The following is a 15,420-nucleotide window of genomic DNA, read 5'->3' as shown; positions in this document are numbered from 1 at the left end:
TATCCTTACCATAAAACAGAAAGAGCCTATTAAGCAGCTTGCTTAATAGGCTCTTTTCTATTTAAAATCTGCGTACCAACTTGAATAAATGCTTGGATAATCCAGCCTGTTGTAAAGGATAAGATGATTGTTCCAAAATAGATAGGTCCGTCTAATAAAAAGCTTAACGTTAAAAATAAAAAGGCTAATGAAATCTCTGTTCTTCTAAACGTCCATTTTTTCTTCTCAGCAACCGTTAAAACGAAAGCTTCTTGAGGCGCTGCGCAAAGGTTTGTAGAGACGTAAAGACCAATTCCAGCTCCAACGAATAGATTTCCGCAAATAAGTGTTATATATTTTGGAAGAGAGCGGATAGCGTCCATAATAGTTGTAATGGAACCAATCCAATCAACAAAAAGAGAAATAAGAACCATCGTTACAATTGTGCCGATTGTAATTTGTTTTTTATTCCAAAAGAGTACGATAAGTGTAAAGGCAAAGTTAATCATAAAAATCCAAAAACCAATACTTATGCCAAAATTTTGATATAGTGCAATAAAGAAGGAATCATAAGGGCTAAGTCCAAAGGAAGTAATTGTCGTCATCATATTAATACCGATGGCAAGAATGAGTAAACCGCCAGTGAAAAATATATATTCTAATTTGAATCGAAGCATAGTTGTATATCCTTTCTAAATGTATTTGCTAGGAAAGGATATATTGTGGAAAGCTTACCAGGTCAAGGGAGAATTTTTGTGAGAAGGGGAAAATGAGATGACAAATATAAGAAAGATTGCTGAACTTGCTGGAGTATCTGTTTCAACTGTTTCACGTGTACTAAATAATCATCCGTACGTAAATGAACAGAAACGAAAAGAAATTTTAGCGATTATAGAAGAATTAAATTACACGCAAAACGTGAATGCGATTCATTTAGTGAAAGGAAAAACGAATGTAATTGGCGTTTTATTACCACACGTAAATGATCAATATTATAGCGCTATTATCGAGGGGATATCAAAAGAGACAGCCAAGAATAATTATAATATGATGCTTTGCCAGACGAATTATAGCGAAGAAAAAGAACTAGAAATTTTAAATATGTTAAAAATGAAAAAGCTTGATGGGGTTATTATTTGTTCTCGGGCAAATAGTAAGGAGAGGCTTGAAGAATATACAAAATTCGGCCCGATTGTTATGTGTGAAGAAATAGATTCAAAATGCATTTCAAGTGTCCATATCGATTACTACAAAGTATTTTCACTTGGGATGAAAAGCTTAATAGATGCCGGTCATACACATGTTGGATATTGTATTGGAAGAAGTAATAGTGTTAATAGCCAAAGACGAAAGAAGGCATATGAAGATTCGCTTCAACAGAGTATCGTAACACCGTTAGAGACCTGGAAATTTGAGGGTTGTTTTACAGTGGAAGATGGACGCAATGTAATTAGAGAATGGGCTCATATGTCAGTAAAACCGACGGCGTTCCTTGTATCTTGTAACCATATTGCAGCGGGGATGGTTACAGAAGCAAAAAAACAAGGAATTCGTATTCCAGAGGATATTACGATTATCGGGTGTGATGATCAAGAGGTGGCAGATATATTGGGTATAACGACGATTTCGCATTCTAGTAAAAACGTTGGAGTAAAAGCGTTTGAATTATTATATGAAAAGATTAATGAAGAGAAATTAGATGTGAAGCATATAGAGTTATTACCAGAGTTAGTAAATAGAGAAACGACGTAATTGAGAAGGTGTGAAAATCGCTTTTCAAAATTTCGTTTGGTATAATTATGGACAATCTATGAGGGCTAAAAGGGGTTTTGATATGAGATCAAAAGTAGTAAAAGTAATTCTACTCATTACAATTGCATCTTTCTGTTTATTTGCATATGGCTTTGTGTCAGGTGTAAATGATGTATTAAATCCGAAAGCTTCAAATTTAATTAAAAAGACCGATGTAGTGGCAAAAGAGAAAAAGAAAACGGGAACGTTACAAATCGTTAGTTTAGGTGATTCATTAACGCGTGGCGTTGGTGATAAAGAAGGAATTGGCTATGTTGGGCGAATGAAAGAGGATTTACAAAAAGATTATAAGCAAAAAATTGCATTAACAAATTTAGCAGTTAGTGGTGCAAAAATGCCCGATTTATTAAAACAAATTGAAAGTAATGGCGCTCAATATTCAATTAAGCAAGCAGATGTAATCGTGTTAACGATTGGTGGGAATGATTTGTTCCCAGGCTGGGAATCGCTTGGGAAAATAGATTTAGAGACGTATCGTCCTGACACAGAAACGTTTCAAAATGAAGCAAAGAAAATTATAGAAGAAATTCGTAAATTAAATACAGATAGTCCGATTTTTTGGCTTGGTTTATACAATCCTTTTGAAGATGTAGAAGATTTAAAAGGGTCTTCAAACATTGTTGTGGACTGGAATGCATCTTTAGAGAAGTTAGCGCTAAATGATAAAAATGTGTATATTACACCGACATTTGATTTATTCCAAAACCGCGGGAAAGATTTATTATACTCTGATCATTTTCATCCGAACGAAGTAGGTTATACGTATATGGCAGAACGTTTAGTTCAAAATGTTGTAAGTAAATTAAAACTAGAACAAGGAGGGGTAAAATGACGACGATACTTTCCGTACGAGATTTGAAGAAGGTAATTGGAAAGAAGACTCTTGTAGAGAATATTTCCTTTGATGTAAAGCAAGGAGAAGTGTTCGGGTTCTTAGGACCAAATGGTGCTGGAAAGACGACTACCATTCGAATGTTAGTCGGATTGATTAAGGCGACAGAAGGTACGATTTCTATCGGTGGTTATTCGATTAAGGAAAATTTCAGAGAAGCGATGCGTCAAATTGGGAGTATCGTTGAAAACCCAGAGTTGTATACATATTTAACGGGATGGGAAAATTTAAAGCAATTTGCTCGTATGTTAGGTGATATATCAGATGAACGTATTATTGAAATTGCTGAAATGGTTCATTTAGATGAAAGAATTCATGACAAGGTAAAAACGTACTCACTTGGTATGAAACAACGCCTTGGAATTGCGCAGGCGCTCCTTGGGAATCCAAAATTGCTCATATTAGATGAGCCAACGAATGGTTTAGATCCAGCAGGGATTAGAGAACTTAGGGAATTTATACATAAGCTTGTAAAAGAAGAAAATATGAGCGTGTTTATTTCAAGTCACTTGCTAAGTGAAGTGCAAATGATATGTGATCGCGTTGCTATTATTCATAAAGGAAAAATGATAACAGTTGCCAAGGTTGAAGAATTAATTAAAACAGCAAGTGATCGTGTAGAATGGATTGTTACACCAATTTCTAAGGCGAAAGATATGCTAGAAGCGGCCGAAGAAGTAAGGGAAGTGAGTGTAGAAGGCGATCGATTACTATGCCGCATGGATATTGCATCTATAAGTAGTTGGAATAAACACTTTGTCGAAAATGAAATAGATGTACATAGCGTTAAGGAGCTTGTATTTACGCTAGAAGATTTATTTATTGAACTCACAAGGGGTGAGCAGCATGCGTGAATTTGCGAATCTAGTTTTAAATGAATCAGAAAAGATTTACCGTAAGAAACGTATTTTTGTTGTCATGCTTATTTTAGCAATCTTGATCCCGCTTTTTGTGTATGCGCAGTATCGTGAAATAGAAACGACACAAAAAAGACTCGGTACAACCGATTGGAAGGTTTCATTGCAACAGCAAATTGTTGATTCTCAGAACCGGTTGAACAATTCTAGGTTGCCAGAAGAATGGCGTGATTGGTTAAAGGTAAGAGTTGAGCAACAACAATATTATTTAGATCATGATATTAATCCGATGGCACCGGGTGCACCGACTTTTGTCAGATCATTTATTGAACAAGGAATTACATTATTTATTCCGCTTCTCGTAATGATTGTCGCCATTGATATCGTTTCAGGAGAACGAAGTGATGGGACGATGAAGATGTTACTTACGCGGCCAATTCGGCGCTGGAAAATACTCCTTAGTAAATACGTGACGATGTTATTTTTCATTTCGCTCATACTGTTTCTTGTAGGTTTGTTTGCTTACATATTATCAGGGCTTGTATTTGGATACTCGGGATGGAATTTACCTGTTTTAACAGGATTTATTATTGATAAGGAAACGCTAAATACGAACTTTGTGCATCTTATTCCGCAGTGGCAATACATCTTAATGGCGTATGGACTAGCATGGTTTGTTGCTATCGTTGTCGGAACTATATCATTTATGGTCTCTGTTTTAATTCGTAATACACCAGCTGGTATGGGCGTTATGCTAGCTGCATTAATTGCAGGCGGTATTTTAAGCTCGTTCGCAACATCTTGGGAAGGCGCCAAATATATTTTTAGTGTGAATTTATCATTAACGGATTATTTATCAGGAAAATTACCTGCATTACAAGGTTTATCGATGGGATTTTCTTTGATGAATTTAACTGTTTGGGCAGTTGTTTCCCTTGTTATTTCGTTCGTAGTATTTACAAGACAGGATATGGTGAATTAATTAGACAGGAAGTGACAGTATGGAAAATGTTTTAAAGAATGATTGGGAGCCACTATTGGCACCAGAATTCGAGAAAGAGTATTATCTTACTCTATCTAGTTTTTTGACAGAAGAATATAGCACGCATGTTGTTTATCCGAAGGTAGAAGATATTTTTAACGCTCTTCAGTATACAAGTTATGAAAATACAAAGGTTGTTATTTTAGGACAAGATCCATATCATGGACCGAATCAAGCGCATGGTTTAAGCTTTTCTGTGCAACCTGGTGTTAAAACACCACCGTCATTGTTAAATATGTATAAAGAACTTCGAGATGAATATGGTTATGAAATCCCGAATAACGGTTATTTAGTAAAATGGGCGGAACAAGGAGTATTATTACTAAATACCGTATTAACAGTTCGTCAAGGCGAAGCAAATTCTCATAAGGGAAAAGGATGGGAGCACTTCACAGATCGTGTAATTGAACTATTGAATGAACGTGAAAAGCCAGTTATTTTCATATTGTGGGGGCGCCATGCGCAGGCGAAGAAGAAGTTAATTACGAATCCGAATCATCATATTATCGAATCTGTACATCCAAGCCCACTATCGGCAAGACGTGGTTTCTTTGGTAGTAAGCCATATTCTAAAGTAAATACGATTTTAGCTAATATGGGCGAAAGAGAAATTGATTGGGAAATTCCAAATTTATAAATAGAAAAGGTAGTTAACAGTCGTTAACTACCTTTTTATTATTATTGTTGCTCGTTCTTTAATTTTGCATCTAGTACAAAAGTGCCAAATGGGATAACTGATGAAACAAATGCTCCAAGTGCCCATAAAATTGATTTACGGTGTACGATTGTTACTTGAATTACTGCAAAGATGAATAGAATAAATAGAACACCATGAGCCATGCCTGTAATTTTAACAGCTGTTGCAAATCCTGCGAAATATTTCAATGGCATTGCTACAAATAGTAGTAATAGGAAAGAAATACCCTCAACTAGTCCAATTGCTCTTAATCGTCCGATTGGTGTAGATAACATAAAGTAGCCTCCTTTAACGTATGCTTGTATATAGTAAATTTGTATTCTTTTTCAAAATAAAATAGTCTATTTTGTTTCATTATATACAAAAAGAAAGTTTACACTACGAGAATAGTGCAAAGTTCAAAATATAGTCACAAAAGCATGAGAATTTAAATAAAAACCTATTTGAAGTATTTGACTTCAAATAGGTTTTGTGAATGAAAATATTAAACAAGTACATCCGTTTTTAAAACGAATTTCTCTACAACTTTTGCAACACCATCGTTCATATTTGTATCTGTTACGTAGTTTGCAATTTCTTTAATATCATCAGGTGCATTGCCCATTGCAACGCCAAGACCAGCAAATTCAATCATCGCTTGGTCGTTATAGCTATCGCCCATTGCGATAACTTCTTCACGCTTAATGCCAAGCTTTTGGATCAGTTTGTTTAAGCTCGTTCCTTTTGTAACACCAGCTTCAGTAAATTCTAAGAAGAATGGTTTCGAACGCATCACGCTTAATTGGCCTTCTAGCTGTTTTTGTAGTTTCTTTTCAACTTCAACAAGGCGTTCAGCTTCTTTATTCATTAATACTTTTACTACGGGCTCTTTAACTGCAGCTTTAAAGTCATCTACTACAATAATTGGCATACCAGTAATATCGCCCTCAATTTCAGTATAAGGATTATTTTCTTCCGTTACGATATCATCGCCCATATAAGTATGAATCCATACATCTTCAGTTTTACTAATTTCAAATAGGTTGTGAACGATTTCAGGAGATAGTGTACTACTAAAGATTTCTTCGTTTGTTTTACAGTTAATAATTTTTGCACCATTAAAAGATAAAATGAAACTGCCGTATTCTTCTAAACGAAGTTCTTTCGCTACATTGCGCATACCGAACGTTGGACGTCCAGAAGCAAGTACAACCTTTACGCCTTGCTCTTGTGCAGTCATTAACGCTTCTTTCGTACGAGGTGAAATAGTATGGTCATCACGTAATAAAGTATCATCTAAATCTAAAACAATCATTTTATAAGTCATATAGAAAATTCCTTTCTTTAATTGAAATCAAAATACATGTTCATGAAGAGATTGAGGAATAATAGTAAGACATCAAACCTCTTTGAAAAGAAGTAGATAAATTATTATGAGTGTGTTGCTCATAATATTGGTTAATAATCATTGGGGATGAATAAAACCCCAATGATTAAAGTTTGATTTTATCGTAACAACTCTAAAGGTAGAGTGCAATAATGGAAGTTTTCCAATTTAAGATATTTGTTTTGCTGTGAAACGAGAAAATAGTATTTCTAGCAAGATTGCCATTACAGATCCAAGAACGAGACCATTACTTAAAAACGATGCTAGAAATGGTGGAAGTGTGGAATATGCTCCTGCTGGAACAAACATAACTCCGACTCCTGTAAAGATTGAAAGACCGGCTACTTTAAATAATCGTTCTTTATCCTGGACAGTTTCGTATTCTCGAAAGGCGAGGCCAATCATGCTTGCGAATACAGGATAAATAGCGGCATAACCAACTGCAACAGGGATTGCTGCAAAGAATGAAGTAATCTTTGGAAATATACTAACGACAATAATAAAGCTTGACCCTAATATAAACGGGAGACGTTTATAAATATTAGTCGTTGCAATAAAACCTGCTGATCCAGAAATAGCGACAGGCCCAATAGCTGAAAATAGGCCGCCTAGCAATTGGTTGATTCCTGTTATAATGCCAGCTTGTTTAAAACGATCTGATGCAGCGTTTTCTTCATATTTAGAGACAACCTTTTGTACAACGCGAATACTTGCTAACATATTTGTTAGAAGTAAGAGCGTAACGAAAATGACCGTAATTACCATATTCCATTCAACACGAGGCATTCCGAAAACAAATAAGGATGGAAAACGGATTATGTCTGTCACTGGTGTTATTGGATTAGATAATCCGAAGCATGCGAATAATATCCAGCCGCATACGATACTGAAAAGAACGGAATATTGTCCAATAATAGGTAGCTTCATGATGAAAAAGGATAGTAAAATAACAATGAGTGAAAGAATAAATACGTTAGGTTGTACTTCTGTATGTTTTCCATCAAGGCCAAACATTCCCTTTAAGAAGGAGCCACTAAGCTGCGCGACAAGAAGAAATAAATACGTTCCAATGACTGTCGGTGTAAAATAGCGAACGAGTTTATCAATAAGTCCAAAAACGCTAAGAATAATACAAATAATACCACTTAATAAGAAAGCATATTGAAGAACTTTAAGTGTCTCATTATTTGATCCAAATAGTACGACGCCTAAACTTGCGTAAAGAGAGAAAATTCCCCACCAAAGGCCAGCAGGACCTTCTTGAATAGGAAGTTTATGCCCAAATATAGCTTGCAAGAGACCAGCAAAACCTAGAACAAATAATGTTCTTTGTACAAATGCGATGGCTTCAGCGCCATTAAGACCATAACTAGTTGCGACACTAATTGGTACAATAAGGCTTCCAGCTAAAATAAATAGTGCCCATTGTAAGGCGGAAAGAAATGTCTTCATTATATCAACCTCTTTCATAGATTCCGTATCTAGTATATACGTATTTTATTTCCACTGGCAAAGATTGTAGATAGAGAAAAGAGTTGAAACACAGTATGAATGCACGTAAGCAATTATGGATAGCAGTTATATGTATGACTTTTGTTGTAATTCTAGGAACGATAGGATTTATGACGATTGAAGAGATTAGTTTGTTTCAAGCATTTTGGATGACAATGATTACTGTATTGACTGTTGGATACGGAGATGCCGTTCCTGTAACGCAAGCGGGGAAAGTATTTGCGCTTCTTATTATTCCTGTTGGCGTAGGTATTGTTACGTATGCAATTGGGGTAGTGGCAGCTATGATTATTGAAGGGAATTTATTTCATGCAGTACGGAGGAAGAAGATGGATAAACAAATAGCGCAGTTGAAAAATCATATTATAGTATGTGGTTGCGGTAGAGTGGGGCTTCAAGTTGTACATGAATTGCAAGAAAAGAATATTCCATTTGTCGTTGTTGATAAAGATGAAAGTATATTGGAGCAGGAAAAGCTTTTATTTGTACATGGAGATGCAACGGAAGATCAAGTATTACATAATGCCGGAATTTTAAAAGCAGCTGGTTTAGTTGCTATTGTTGCAAATGATGCTGAAAATGTATTTATTACATTAACAGCAAGAGGGTTAAACGATACGATTAAAATTGTGGCGAGATCTGAAAAGCCAGAAACTGAAGAGAAATTAAGGCGTGCTGGTGCAAATAAGGTTATTAATCCATCTAGTATGGCGGGTATTCATATCGCAAAAGGTATTGCAAATCCATTAACTGTTCATTATATTGATACAGTGTTGTATGGAGTAGAACAGTCATTTGTCATTGAAGAAATTCTAGTTGGAAAAGATTCAATATTGGTTGGTAAATCGTTACTAGAGAGTAATGTAAGGAATCAGTTTGATGTAACAATATTAGCGATTTCAAGAAATGGGAATATTATACATAATCCGACAGGGCAGGAAAAATTGAAAGAACGTGATATGATAATAGTATTTGGTTCAGTAGAAAAATTGGGACAATTCGAGAAAGAATTACAAAGTACGAGGTGATAAGGAATGCAAATATCTAGCGACAAGATTTTAAATAAAATGGCGAATGAAATTGCGAAGGCAAAAAGTAGTGAAGGACAAAAGTCAAAAGAACATTTATTAGTTGTGCGTGCTTTATGTGACTTATTATTAGATGAACAAGTTGAAACATCTACATATAGAGAACCGGAAATTCAATCGCAAGTAATTGGATCACAACCAGTAACAACTATGCAACCAATTGCACCTGTTTCTGGGGAGCCAGTATATATAAAAGAAAGTGATGCAAACGGTAATTCTTTATTTGATTTTTAGAAGATAAATCGGTTGGCTTATATGCAAAAATTGCTTATGATAAAGGTAAAAAAGGGGAATTAAGATGAAAATTTTCTTTTTACTAGGTTGTATTGCAGCGGGGCTATCTGTTGCGTTAGGGGCCTTTGGAGCACACGGTTTAGAAAATAAAATTTCTGCAAAAATGTTAGAAGTTTGGAAAACAGGCGTTACATATCAAATGTTTCATGCAGGTGGACTATTCGTAGTTGCTTTATTGATGGATAAGGTTCAATCATCACTTTTAACTACTGCTGGTTGGCTAATGGTAGCTGGAATTATTATGTTCTCAGGTAGTTTGTATGCATTAAGTACGACAGGCATTAAGTTCTTTGGTCCAATTACACCTCTTGGTGGTGTAGCGTTTATAGTGGCGTGGATTCTAGTAGGGACTGCAGTTGTAAAAGGATTATAAAAAAACAAAAGCTGGCATTTGCCAGCTTTTTTTATGGTCTTGGAGTATAAGTTGCTTGTTGACTAGGTAAATACGTAATTTCTTCTGGAAACTCTACGTAATCTAAGTAGATCATTAGTAGTAAATAGCGTTTTCCTGATTGCGGTTCACTAATAACAATATGGTCACGGCCAGCTGCTTCAATAATACCTGTATAAGATTGTGTACCAAGGGAACTGCCACGTTCATAAGTCATTACAACCGTAGCTTGCTTACCTTTGTTTAAACGAAGGATATTTTCAATATAGGATTGCTCTAGAGGTAACATGCCTTGAGAAATTGCATATTGAGCTTGCGCAGCTTGAGCTGTTTGTTGTTGCATCGCTTGCTGCTGTTGTTGAGTCATTTGTTGCGGTTGTACATAAGTTCCAGATGGTTGATAAAAACCTGTTCCATAGTACGGATTTTGTTGCTGTGCCATTCAAAAATCCCTCCTCATTTTTATTCCTTAATATACGCTAGGGCAGTCTCCAGCAGATGGCTGGAAGAAGCAGTGCTTTTTAAAGCGACCAGAGTTTTGTTGGTTATACCAAGTTGGTGGACATGCCCCTTCAGGTCTAAAGAACCATAAGGCAAAGTTAGCAGGCCAAAAACGTTGCCCTTGAATGGTCCGTCTCGCTAGGGCAATATCTTGTTCACGTGCCCGTTGATAAAAGTATCCTTTTTGCGTTGCTTCAAAACCGCCGGGGTTTTGATAAACCATTTGACGTAAATTACGAATGCTTTTAAAGTCTAAACAATTTCCGCGGACACGATTTACCCCAACGTTTCCGACCATTAACATTCCTTGTTGTCCTTCTCCTTCGGCTTCAGCACGCATCAGTCTAGCTAACAACTTTACATCTTCTTCGTTATAAGCAATAACTCCCATTATGTGTCACCTCTCTTTTTGGAATACCTTTTGGAAAGAGGTTTATCTCTAGATGAAGTGTGTAACAATTACTAGTTCATACGTATGAGGAAAAGGGCTCAGATATGACAACCAAACGAAGTTTTACATTGAGAGCGGAAAATAAAAAAAGCTAGCGTGAGCCAGCTTTTTTATTAAAAAACTTTAGACCATAAGTTTGAGAAGAAATCACCAATAGAGCGCATTGTTAACACAAACCAATTTGCTTTTTCAACTTCCTCTGTCGTTTTTGCAGTAACTTTCATACTTTTACTACCGTCTAAGAAACCGTATTTATCAGTTGATTCTAAAGTAATTGAGCCTACTTTGGCATCTTTCTTAATAGGAGCAACTAAATGTCCATCTTCAGCAAGAGATTTATCTAATTCAGTCCCAATTTTATAAGGTTCTTTGCTACCTTTTTTCGCAATTACTGTTATTTCTTTTTCGGGTGCAACAGTTACTTGGTCTTCTTTCCCTTTTACTACAGAGATTGTATTGTTCTTATTAACTTTTAGTTTTTGTTTTTCAAAGTTATTAAATCCGTATTCGATTAATTCACGAGATTCTGTGAAACGTTCATCCATTGATTTTGTTTTAATAATAACCGAGATAAGACGTACATCACCACGTTTAGCAGTAATAGTAAATCCGTATCCAGCTGTATCAGAACTTCCAGTTTTTAAACCATCAGTACCTTCATAAGCGAAAGCAGCTCCTGGTAACATCCAATTCCAGTTTTCCATACGAATTGGTTTTGGGTGATTGTCTGGGAAGTTTCTAAATCTTTGTTTTGTATCCTCTAGCATTTCTGGATACTTTGTAATCATTGCTTTTGAAAGCATACCCATATCACGAGCTGACATAGAGTTTTCTGCATTTGGATCAGTACCCTCAGGATGTTTTCCTTTTAAGTCAGCGTTATTTAAGCCCGTAGCGTTTACAAATTTATATTTCTTTAATCCTAGCTTTTTAGCATGTTCATTTGCAAGATTTAAGAAGTTTTTCTCACTTCCTGCAAGAAGTTCTGCTAAAGCGATACTAGATCCATTTGCAGAGAATATAACAATAGAATGATATAATTCTTTTACAGTATATTGACGTCCTTTTTCGAACGGTACATTAGAGAATTCATTATTACGAGAGACTTCATAAGCGTAATCAGAAATATTTACTTTCGTATCCCATGTGATTTTTCCTTCTTTAATTGCTTCTAAAACAGCGTAAACAACAATTAATTTCGACATACTAGCAATAGCTAGCAATTCATCTGGATTTTGCTCGTGAAGTATTTTTCCTGTATCTGCATCAAATAAAAGTGCAGCGGCTGCCTCAATATGTATTTTTTCTTCCGCATGGGATGTTGTTACTCCTAAGGAAGAAATTGACAATACAAGCAATAGTAAAATAGACAAAATTTTTTTCATATAGATTATCACCTTCGCATCGTTATTTAGCATATAGCTCGTATCATTTTAGCATATCTTTACATATAAAAAGGTTACAATTTTACAATAAATTTGAAAAAATGTCGGTTTTTCTTCAAAAGTGCAGAAAAAAGGGGATTTTTGAGGATAAATATAGAGAAGAATAAAAAAAGGAACGAATTTCGTTCCTTTTCACCATTTATATGTGTAAAAATTTCTCTACTTTTTCGTCTGGTAAAATGTTTCCAACGAAGAATGTTCCAAATTCACCATAACGAGCACTTACTTCATCGAAGCGCATTTCATATATAAGTTTTTTAAATTGAAGAACATCGTCAGCGAATAATGTTACGCCCCATTCGAAATCGTCGAATCCAACAGATCCTGAAATCACTTGGCGTACTTTACCTGCGTATTGACGGCCAATTTTACTATGACTGTACATCATTTTTTTACGCTCTTCCATAGGAAGCATGTACCAGTTGTCATCACCTTGGCGACGCTTATCCATTGGATAGAAGCAAATATGATTTGCTTTCGGCAATTCAGGATATAAGCGAGCTAAAATTTGCGGGTTTTGGTATGGATCCTCATCAGCTGGAAGATAGTTGCTTAATTCAACAACAGATACGTAAGAATATGCAGGAACCATATATTCAGCTAAAGTTGTTTTATTCAATTCTGTCTCAATTTCATTTAACTCTTCCATTGTTGGACGTAAAATCATAAGCATAATATCAGCTTTTTGGCCAACAACTGTATACATTGCGTGACTACCTTTTTTCGCAGTAGCTACTTCGTTCCATTTTTCAACGACATTTAAAAATTCAGACACTGCTTGTCCGCGTTCGTCGCTAGATAATGTTTTCCATGCAGCCCAATCAATAGAACGTAAATCATGTAAACAATACCAGCCATCTAACGTTGTTGTTGCTTCACTCATTCTATTCACCTCAGTTAATGATAGTTTTACACGTTAACTATAGCATATATAGTTTTAAAATCATCTATATAAAACCTTGGCGCATAAAATTGTCACATTTAAGTGTTTAAGCAAGGTGAATTTAACGGCTGAATTTTATGAAAATATAATCATTTTTATTTTATCTATTTTTTGGGAGCTATAAGTTTAAAATATAGAAGAAAAGCAGTATTCTTAAAGATAGAGTTTTTTTAACATATGTAGGAGGGTTTATTCGTGAGCAACTTATTTACAACAGTAAAAGAAAAAGTTCAAGGAAAAGGCATTTCTATCGTACTTCCTGAAGGAACTGATGAAAGAATTTTAGGCGCTGCAGAGCGTTTAGCAAAAGAAGAGTTAGTAAAACCAATCTTAGTTGGTAATAGAGAAGAAATTAGCGCAAAAGCTGCTAGCATGAATTTAACATTAGCAGGCGTTGATATTTACGACCCAGCTACATACGAAGAAATGGATGCAATGGTAGCATCTTTCGTTGAACGCCGTAAAGGTAAAGCAACTGAAGAAGACGCTCGCAAAATCCTTAAAGACGAAAACTACTTCGGTACAATGCTTGTATACATGGGCAAAGCACACGGTCTAGTAAGTGGTGCAGCTCATTCTACAGCTGATACAGTTCGTCCAGCACTTCAAATTATTAAAACAAAACCAGGCGTTACAAAAACTTCTGGCGTATTCATCATGGTACGTGAAGAAGAGAAATATGTATTCGCTGATTGCGCAATTAACATTGCACCAAACAGCCAAGATTTAGCTGAAATCGGTATCGAAAGTGCGAAAACTGCTGAGTTATTCGGCATTGATCCACGCGTTGCTATGTTAAGTTTCTCTACAAAAGGTTCTGCGAAATCTCCAGAAACAGAAAAAGTTGTAGAAGCAACTCGCATTGCAAAAGAAATGGCTCCTGAGTTAACTTTAGATGGAGAATTCCAATTCGATGCTGCATTCGTACCATCTGTAGCTGAGAAAAAAGCTCCAGGTTCTACAATTAAAGGTGATGCTAACGTATTCGTATTCCCAAGCTTAGAAGCTGGTAATATCGGCTACAAAATCGCTCAACGTTTAGGTAACTTCGAAGCAGTAGGACCAATCTTACAAGGCTTAAACATGCCTGTAAATGACCTATCTCGTGGATGTAACGAAGAAGAAGTGTACAAGTTAGCTTTAATTACAGCAGCTCAAGCACTTTAATTCTATAATGAATTGAAATAAAGACCGTCGCTATTATAGCGACGGTCTTTATTTTTCTAAACCAAGTGCTTTATTATTACGATCAATAATACGTTGTAAATTCGTCTCATATAAAGAAATCTCATCTATTGTTAATTGAGATGGTGTTAACTTTGGAGCGAATTGCTGCAATGTTTTTAAAAGACGCATCATTAAATCTTGTACTGTAATGGTTTCACCAAGTAATTCTGAGAGTGAGGCCATCGTACTTGGTACAATTTCAGGGTACGTAAAGCGTGTTTCTTCCCCTTGAATTGCTAGGTTGTAGAAATCACGAACGAGTGCGGCACGCTCAGAGCCACTTCCGGTAGCGCAGAGATAGATTTGGACAGCGACACCTCCGCGAATACGACGTTGTGAAATACCAGCGAATTTTTGATCGCGAATACTTAAGTCATAACTACCAGGACAGTAAGAGCCGACAATTTCTTTTGCCTCGATAGTAACGTCGTAATCCTTTAACATCTCCTTAATCAAATGCCACATTGTATCGTATCCAAGGTCAATATCGATACCTTTTTCTGTTTCTTGGAATAAAAGTGATACGTTTAAAACACCTTCATCAAGCCCGACCGCAAGCCCGCCAGAATTACGGACAATAACATTGAAGTTGTTTTGTTTTAAAAAAGAAATACCTTCTTCTAAATGCGGAAGGCGTGAATCTTGAATGCCAAGGACAATTGTATTGTGATGAACCCAAGAACGCATTGTTGCGGCTGACTTGCCATTTCCAATGCTTGTGCATAATGTGTCATCCATTGCGAATGACTGAAGTGCATGGAATGTTGGTCCCAAACTAGATTGATCTACAATGCGCCACTCTGGCTGAGATAAAATGGAACGGGAATTGCTCATATAACTAACCCCTTATCTTTAAAATGACAATCTCTATTATAGCAAAAAATGAAGAATGGAGTTTTCTCACATATAAAGGGGGAGCTTAG

Annotated in this window: 18 protein-coding genes; 9 read left to right on the top strand and 9 right to left on the bottom strand. The window is 35.9% G+C overall.

What is annotated here, in order from left to right:
- Positions 1–29: 29 nt before the first annotated feature.
- Complete coding sequence (locus ACTFR8_RS27045; RefSeq protein WP_100619708.1) at positions 30–656, bottom strand: YczE/YyaS/YitT family protein; 627 nt, start codon at positions 654–656, stop codon at positions 30–32.
- 97 nt (positions 657–753) lie between these two features.
- Between ACTFR8_RS27045 and ACTFR8_RS27040 the strand changes: the two genes are divergently transcribed.
- The 5 genes from ACTFR8_RS27040 to ACTFR8_RS27020 are packed head-to-tail and all read left to right on the top strand — an operon-like array spanning position 754 to position 5,219.
- Positions 754–1,731 (top strand): LacI family DNA-binding transcriptional regulator, encoded by a 978-nt coding sequence (locus ACTFR8_RS27040; RefSeq protein ID WP_100619709.1) that lies wholly within the window; start codon positions 754–756, stop codon positions 1,729–1,731.
- 10 nt (positions 1,732–1,741) lie between these two features.
- A complete protein-coding gene (locus ACTFR8_RS27035; protein ID WP_002022849.1) occupies positions 1,742–2,623 on the top strand; it encodes an SGNH/GDSL hydrolase family protein in 882 nt (293 codons plus the stop codon).
- The gene (locus tag ACTFR8_RS27030; RefSeq protein ID WP_000207719.1) at positions 2,620–3,537 is read left to right on the top strand and encodes an ABC transporter ATP-binding protein; all 918 of its coding nucleotides are present in this window, start codon (positions 2,620–2,622) and stop codon (positions 3,535–3,537) included. Before ACTFR8_RS27035 ends, ACTFR8_RS27030 begins: the two co-directional genes overlap by 4 nt.
- Positions 3,530–4,522: an ABC transporter permease subunit gene (locus ACTFR8_RS27025; protein ID WP_252209747.1), complete on the top strand. Its 993-nt coding sequence runs from the start codon at positions 3,530–3,532 to the stop codon at positions 4,520–4,522. The genes ACTFR8_RS27030 and ACTFR8_RS27025 overlap by 8 nt, the downstream gene beginning before the upstream one ends.
- A gap of 19 nt (positions 4,523–4,541) precedes the next feature.
- Entirely contained in the window at positions 4,542–5,219 is a 678-nt protein-coding gene (locus ACTFR8_RS27020) for a uracil-DNA glycosylase (protein WP_000432520.1), read from the top strand.
- 41 nt (positions 5,220–5,260) lie between these two features.
- On the opposite strand, the gene ACTFR8_RS27015 is transcribed toward ACTFR8_RS27020, so the two are convergent.
- The 3 genes from ACTFR8_RS27015 to ACTFR8_RS27005 form a co-directional block, all read right to left on the bottom strand.
- On the bottom strand, positions 5,261–5,554 hold the full coding sequence (locus ACTFR8_RS27015) for a DUF3817 domain-containing protein (protein WP_000953396.1): 294 nt from the start codon (positions 5,552–5,554) through the stop codon (positions 5,261–5,263).
- A gap of 209 nt (positions 5,555–5,763) precedes the next feature.
- Positions 5,764–6,585, bottom strand: a complete 822-nt coding sequence (locus ACTFR8_RS27010) for a Cof-type HAD-IIB family hydrolase (protein WP_000221381.1) — start codon at positions 6,583–6,585, stop codon at positions 5,764–5,766.
- Between the two features lie 228 nt (positions 6,586–6,813).
- Positions 6,814–8,097, bottom strand: coding sequence for a purine/pyrimidine permease (locus ACTFR8_RS27005; protein WP_152127041.1), 1,284 nt, complete (start codon positions 8,095–8,097; stop codon positions 6,814–6,816).
- Positions 8,098–8,192: 95 nt separating this feature from the next.
- Here ACTFR8_RS27005 and ACTFR8_RS27000 point away from each other — a divergent pair, with 95 nt between their 5' ends.
- The 3 genes from ACTFR8_RS27000 to ACTFR8_RS26990 all read left to right on the top strand — a co-directional run bounded on the left by ACTFR8_RS27000 (position 8,193) and on the right by ACTFR8_RS26990 (position 9,912).
- On the top strand, positions 8,193–9,185 hold the full coding sequence (locus tag ACTFR8_RS27000; protein ID WP_000993984.1) for a potassium channel family protein: 993 nt from the start codon (positions 8,193–8,195) through the stop codon (positions 9,183–9,185).
- Between the two features lie 6 nt (positions 9,186–9,191).
- Positions 9,192–9,479, top strand: coding sequence for a YwdI family protein (locus ACTFR8_RS26995; RefSeq protein WP_100619711.1), 288 nt, complete (start codon positions 9,192–9,194; stop codon positions 9,477–9,479).
- Between the two features lie 64 nt (positions 9,480–9,543).
- Positions 9,544–9,912 (top strand): DUF423 domain-containing protein, encoded by a 369-nt coding sequence (locus ACTFR8_RS26990; RefSeq protein WP_000688315.1) that lies wholly within the window; start codon positions 9,544–9,546, stop codon positions 9,910–9,912.
- Positions 9,913–9,943: 31 nt separating this feature from the next.
- Here ACTFR8_RS26990 and gerQ read toward each other — a convergent pair whose 3' ends face one another.
- The 4 genes from gerQ to hemQ form a co-directional block, all read right to left on the bottom strand.
- Positions 9,944–10,372 (bottom strand): spore coat protein GerQ, encoded by a 429-nt coding sequence (gerQ, locus tag ACTFR8_RS26985; RefSeq protein WP_000068652.1) that lies wholly within the window; start codon positions 10,370–10,372, stop codon positions 9,944–9,946.
- A gap of 27 nt (positions 10,373–10,399) precedes the next feature.
- Entirely contained in the window at positions 10,400–10,822 is a 423-nt protein-coding gene (gene cwlJ, locus ACTFR8_RS26980; RefSeq protein WP_000538167.1) for a cell wall hydrolase CwlJ, read from the bottom strand.
- 173 nt (positions 10,823–10,995) lie between these two features.
- Positions 10,996–12,267 (bottom strand): serine hydrolase, encoded by a 1,272-nt coding sequence (locus ACTFR8_RS26975; protein WP_000722867.1) that lies wholly within the window; start codon positions 12,265–12,267, stop codon positions 10,996–10,998.
- A 199-nt stretch (positions 12,268–12,466) separates the two neighbouring features.
- Positions 12,467–13,210, bottom strand: a complete 744-nt coding sequence (gene hemQ, locus ACTFR8_RS26970) for a hydrogen peroxide-dependent heme synthase (protein ID WP_001287595.1) — start codon at positions 13,208–13,210, stop codon at positions 12,467–12,469.
- 255 nt (positions 13,211–13,465) lie between these two features.
- Between hemQ and pta the strand changes: the two genes are divergently transcribed.
- Complete coding sequence (gene pta, locus ACTFR8_RS26965; protein ID WP_000067225.1) at positions 13,466–14,437, top strand: phosphate acetyltransferase; 972 nt, start codon at positions 13,466–13,468, stop codon at positions 14,435–14,437.
- Between the two features lie 48 nt (positions 14,438–14,485).
- Here pta and ACTFR8_RS26960 read toward each other — a convergent pair whose 3' ends face one another.
- Positions 14,486–15,331, bottom strand: coding sequence for a lipoate--protein ligase family protein (locus tag ACTFR8_RS26960; RefSeq protein ID WP_252209746.1), 846 nt, complete (start codon positions 15,329–15,331; stop codon positions 14,486–14,488).
- Positions 15,332–15,420: the final 89 nt, after the last annotated feature.

The sequence above is a fragment of the Bacillus cereus group sp. MYBK15-3 genome (assembly GCF_051916765.1).
Lineage (GTDB): Bacteria > Bacillota > Bacilli > Bacillales > Bacillaceae_G > Bacillus_A > Bacillus_A cereus.
Note: the sequence above shows the minus strand (reverse complement) of the source record. Positions and strands in the feature narration are given on the sequence as shown.

What these genes read in the sequence shown, in the direction of transcription:
- ACTFR8_RS27045 (WP_100619708.1), bottom strand. Translation starts at nt 656, where the DNA reads ATGCTTCGATTCAAATTAGAATATATATTTTTCACTGGCGGTTTACTC.
- ACTFR8_RS27040 (WP_100619709.1), top strand. Translation starts at nt 754, where the DNA reads ATGACAAATATAAGAAAGATTGCTGAACTTGCTGGAGTATCTGTTTCA.
- ACTFR8_RS27030 (WP_000207719.1), top strand. Translation starts at nt 2,620, where the DNA reads ATGACGACGATACTTTCCGTACGAGATTTGAAGAAGGTAATTGGAAAG.
- ACTFR8_RS27025 (WP_252209747.1), top strand. Translation starts at nt 3,530, where the DNA reads ATGCGTGAATTTGCGAATCTAGTTTTAAATGAATCAGAAAAGATTTAC.
- ACTFR8_RS27020 (WP_000432520.1), top strand. Translation starts at nt 4,542, where the DNA reads ATGGAAAATGTTTTAAAGAATGATTGGGAGCCACTATTGGCACCAGAA.
- ACTFR8_RS27015 (WP_000953396.1), bottom strand. Translation starts at nt 5,554, where the DNA reads ATGTTATCTACACCAATCGGACGATTAAGAGCAATTGGACTAGTTGAG.
- ACTFR8_RS27010 (WP_000221381.1), bottom strand. Translation starts at nt 6,585, where the DNA reads ATGACTTATAAAATGATTGTTTTAGATTTAGATGATACTTTATTACGT.
- ACTFR8_RS27005 (WP_152127041.1), bottom strand. Translation starts at nt 8,097, where the DNA reads ATGAAGACATTTCTTTCCGCCTTACAATGGGCACTATTTATTTTAGCT.
- ACTFR8_RS27000 (WP_000993984.1), top strand. Translation starts at nt 8,193, where the DNA reads ATGAATGCACGTAAGCAATTATGGATAGCAGTTATATGTATGACTTTT.
- ACTFR8_RS26995 (WP_100619711.1), top strand. Translation starts at nt 9,192, where the DNA reads ATGCAAATATCTAGCGACAAGATTTTAAATAAAATGGCGAATGAAATT.
- ACTFR8_RS26990 (WP_000688315.1), top strand. Translation starts at nt 9,544, where the DNA reads ATGAAAATTTTCTTTTTACTAGGTTGTATTGCAGCGGGGCTATCTGTT.
- gerQ (WP_000068652.1), bottom strand. Translation starts at nt 10,372, where the DNA reads ATGGCACAGCAACAAAATCCGTACTATGGAACAGGTTTTTATCAACCA.
- cwlJ (WP_000538167.1), bottom strand. Translation starts at nt 10,822, where the DNA reads ATGGGAGTTATTGCTTATAACGAAGAAGATGTAAAGTTGTTAGCTAGA.
- ACTFR8_RS26975 (WP_000722867.1), bottom strand. Translation starts at nt 12,267, where the DNA reads ATGAAAAAAATTTTGTCTATTTTACTATTGCTTGTATTGTCAATTTCT.
- hemQ (WP_001287595.1), bottom strand. Translation starts at nt 13,210, where the DNA reads ATGAGTGAAGCAACAACAACGTTAGATGGCTGGTATTGTTTACATGAT.
- ACTFR8_RS26960 (WP_252209746.1), bottom strand. Translation starts at nt 15,331, where the DNA reads ATGAGCAATTCCCGTTCCATTTTATCTCAGCCAGAGTGGCGCATTGTA.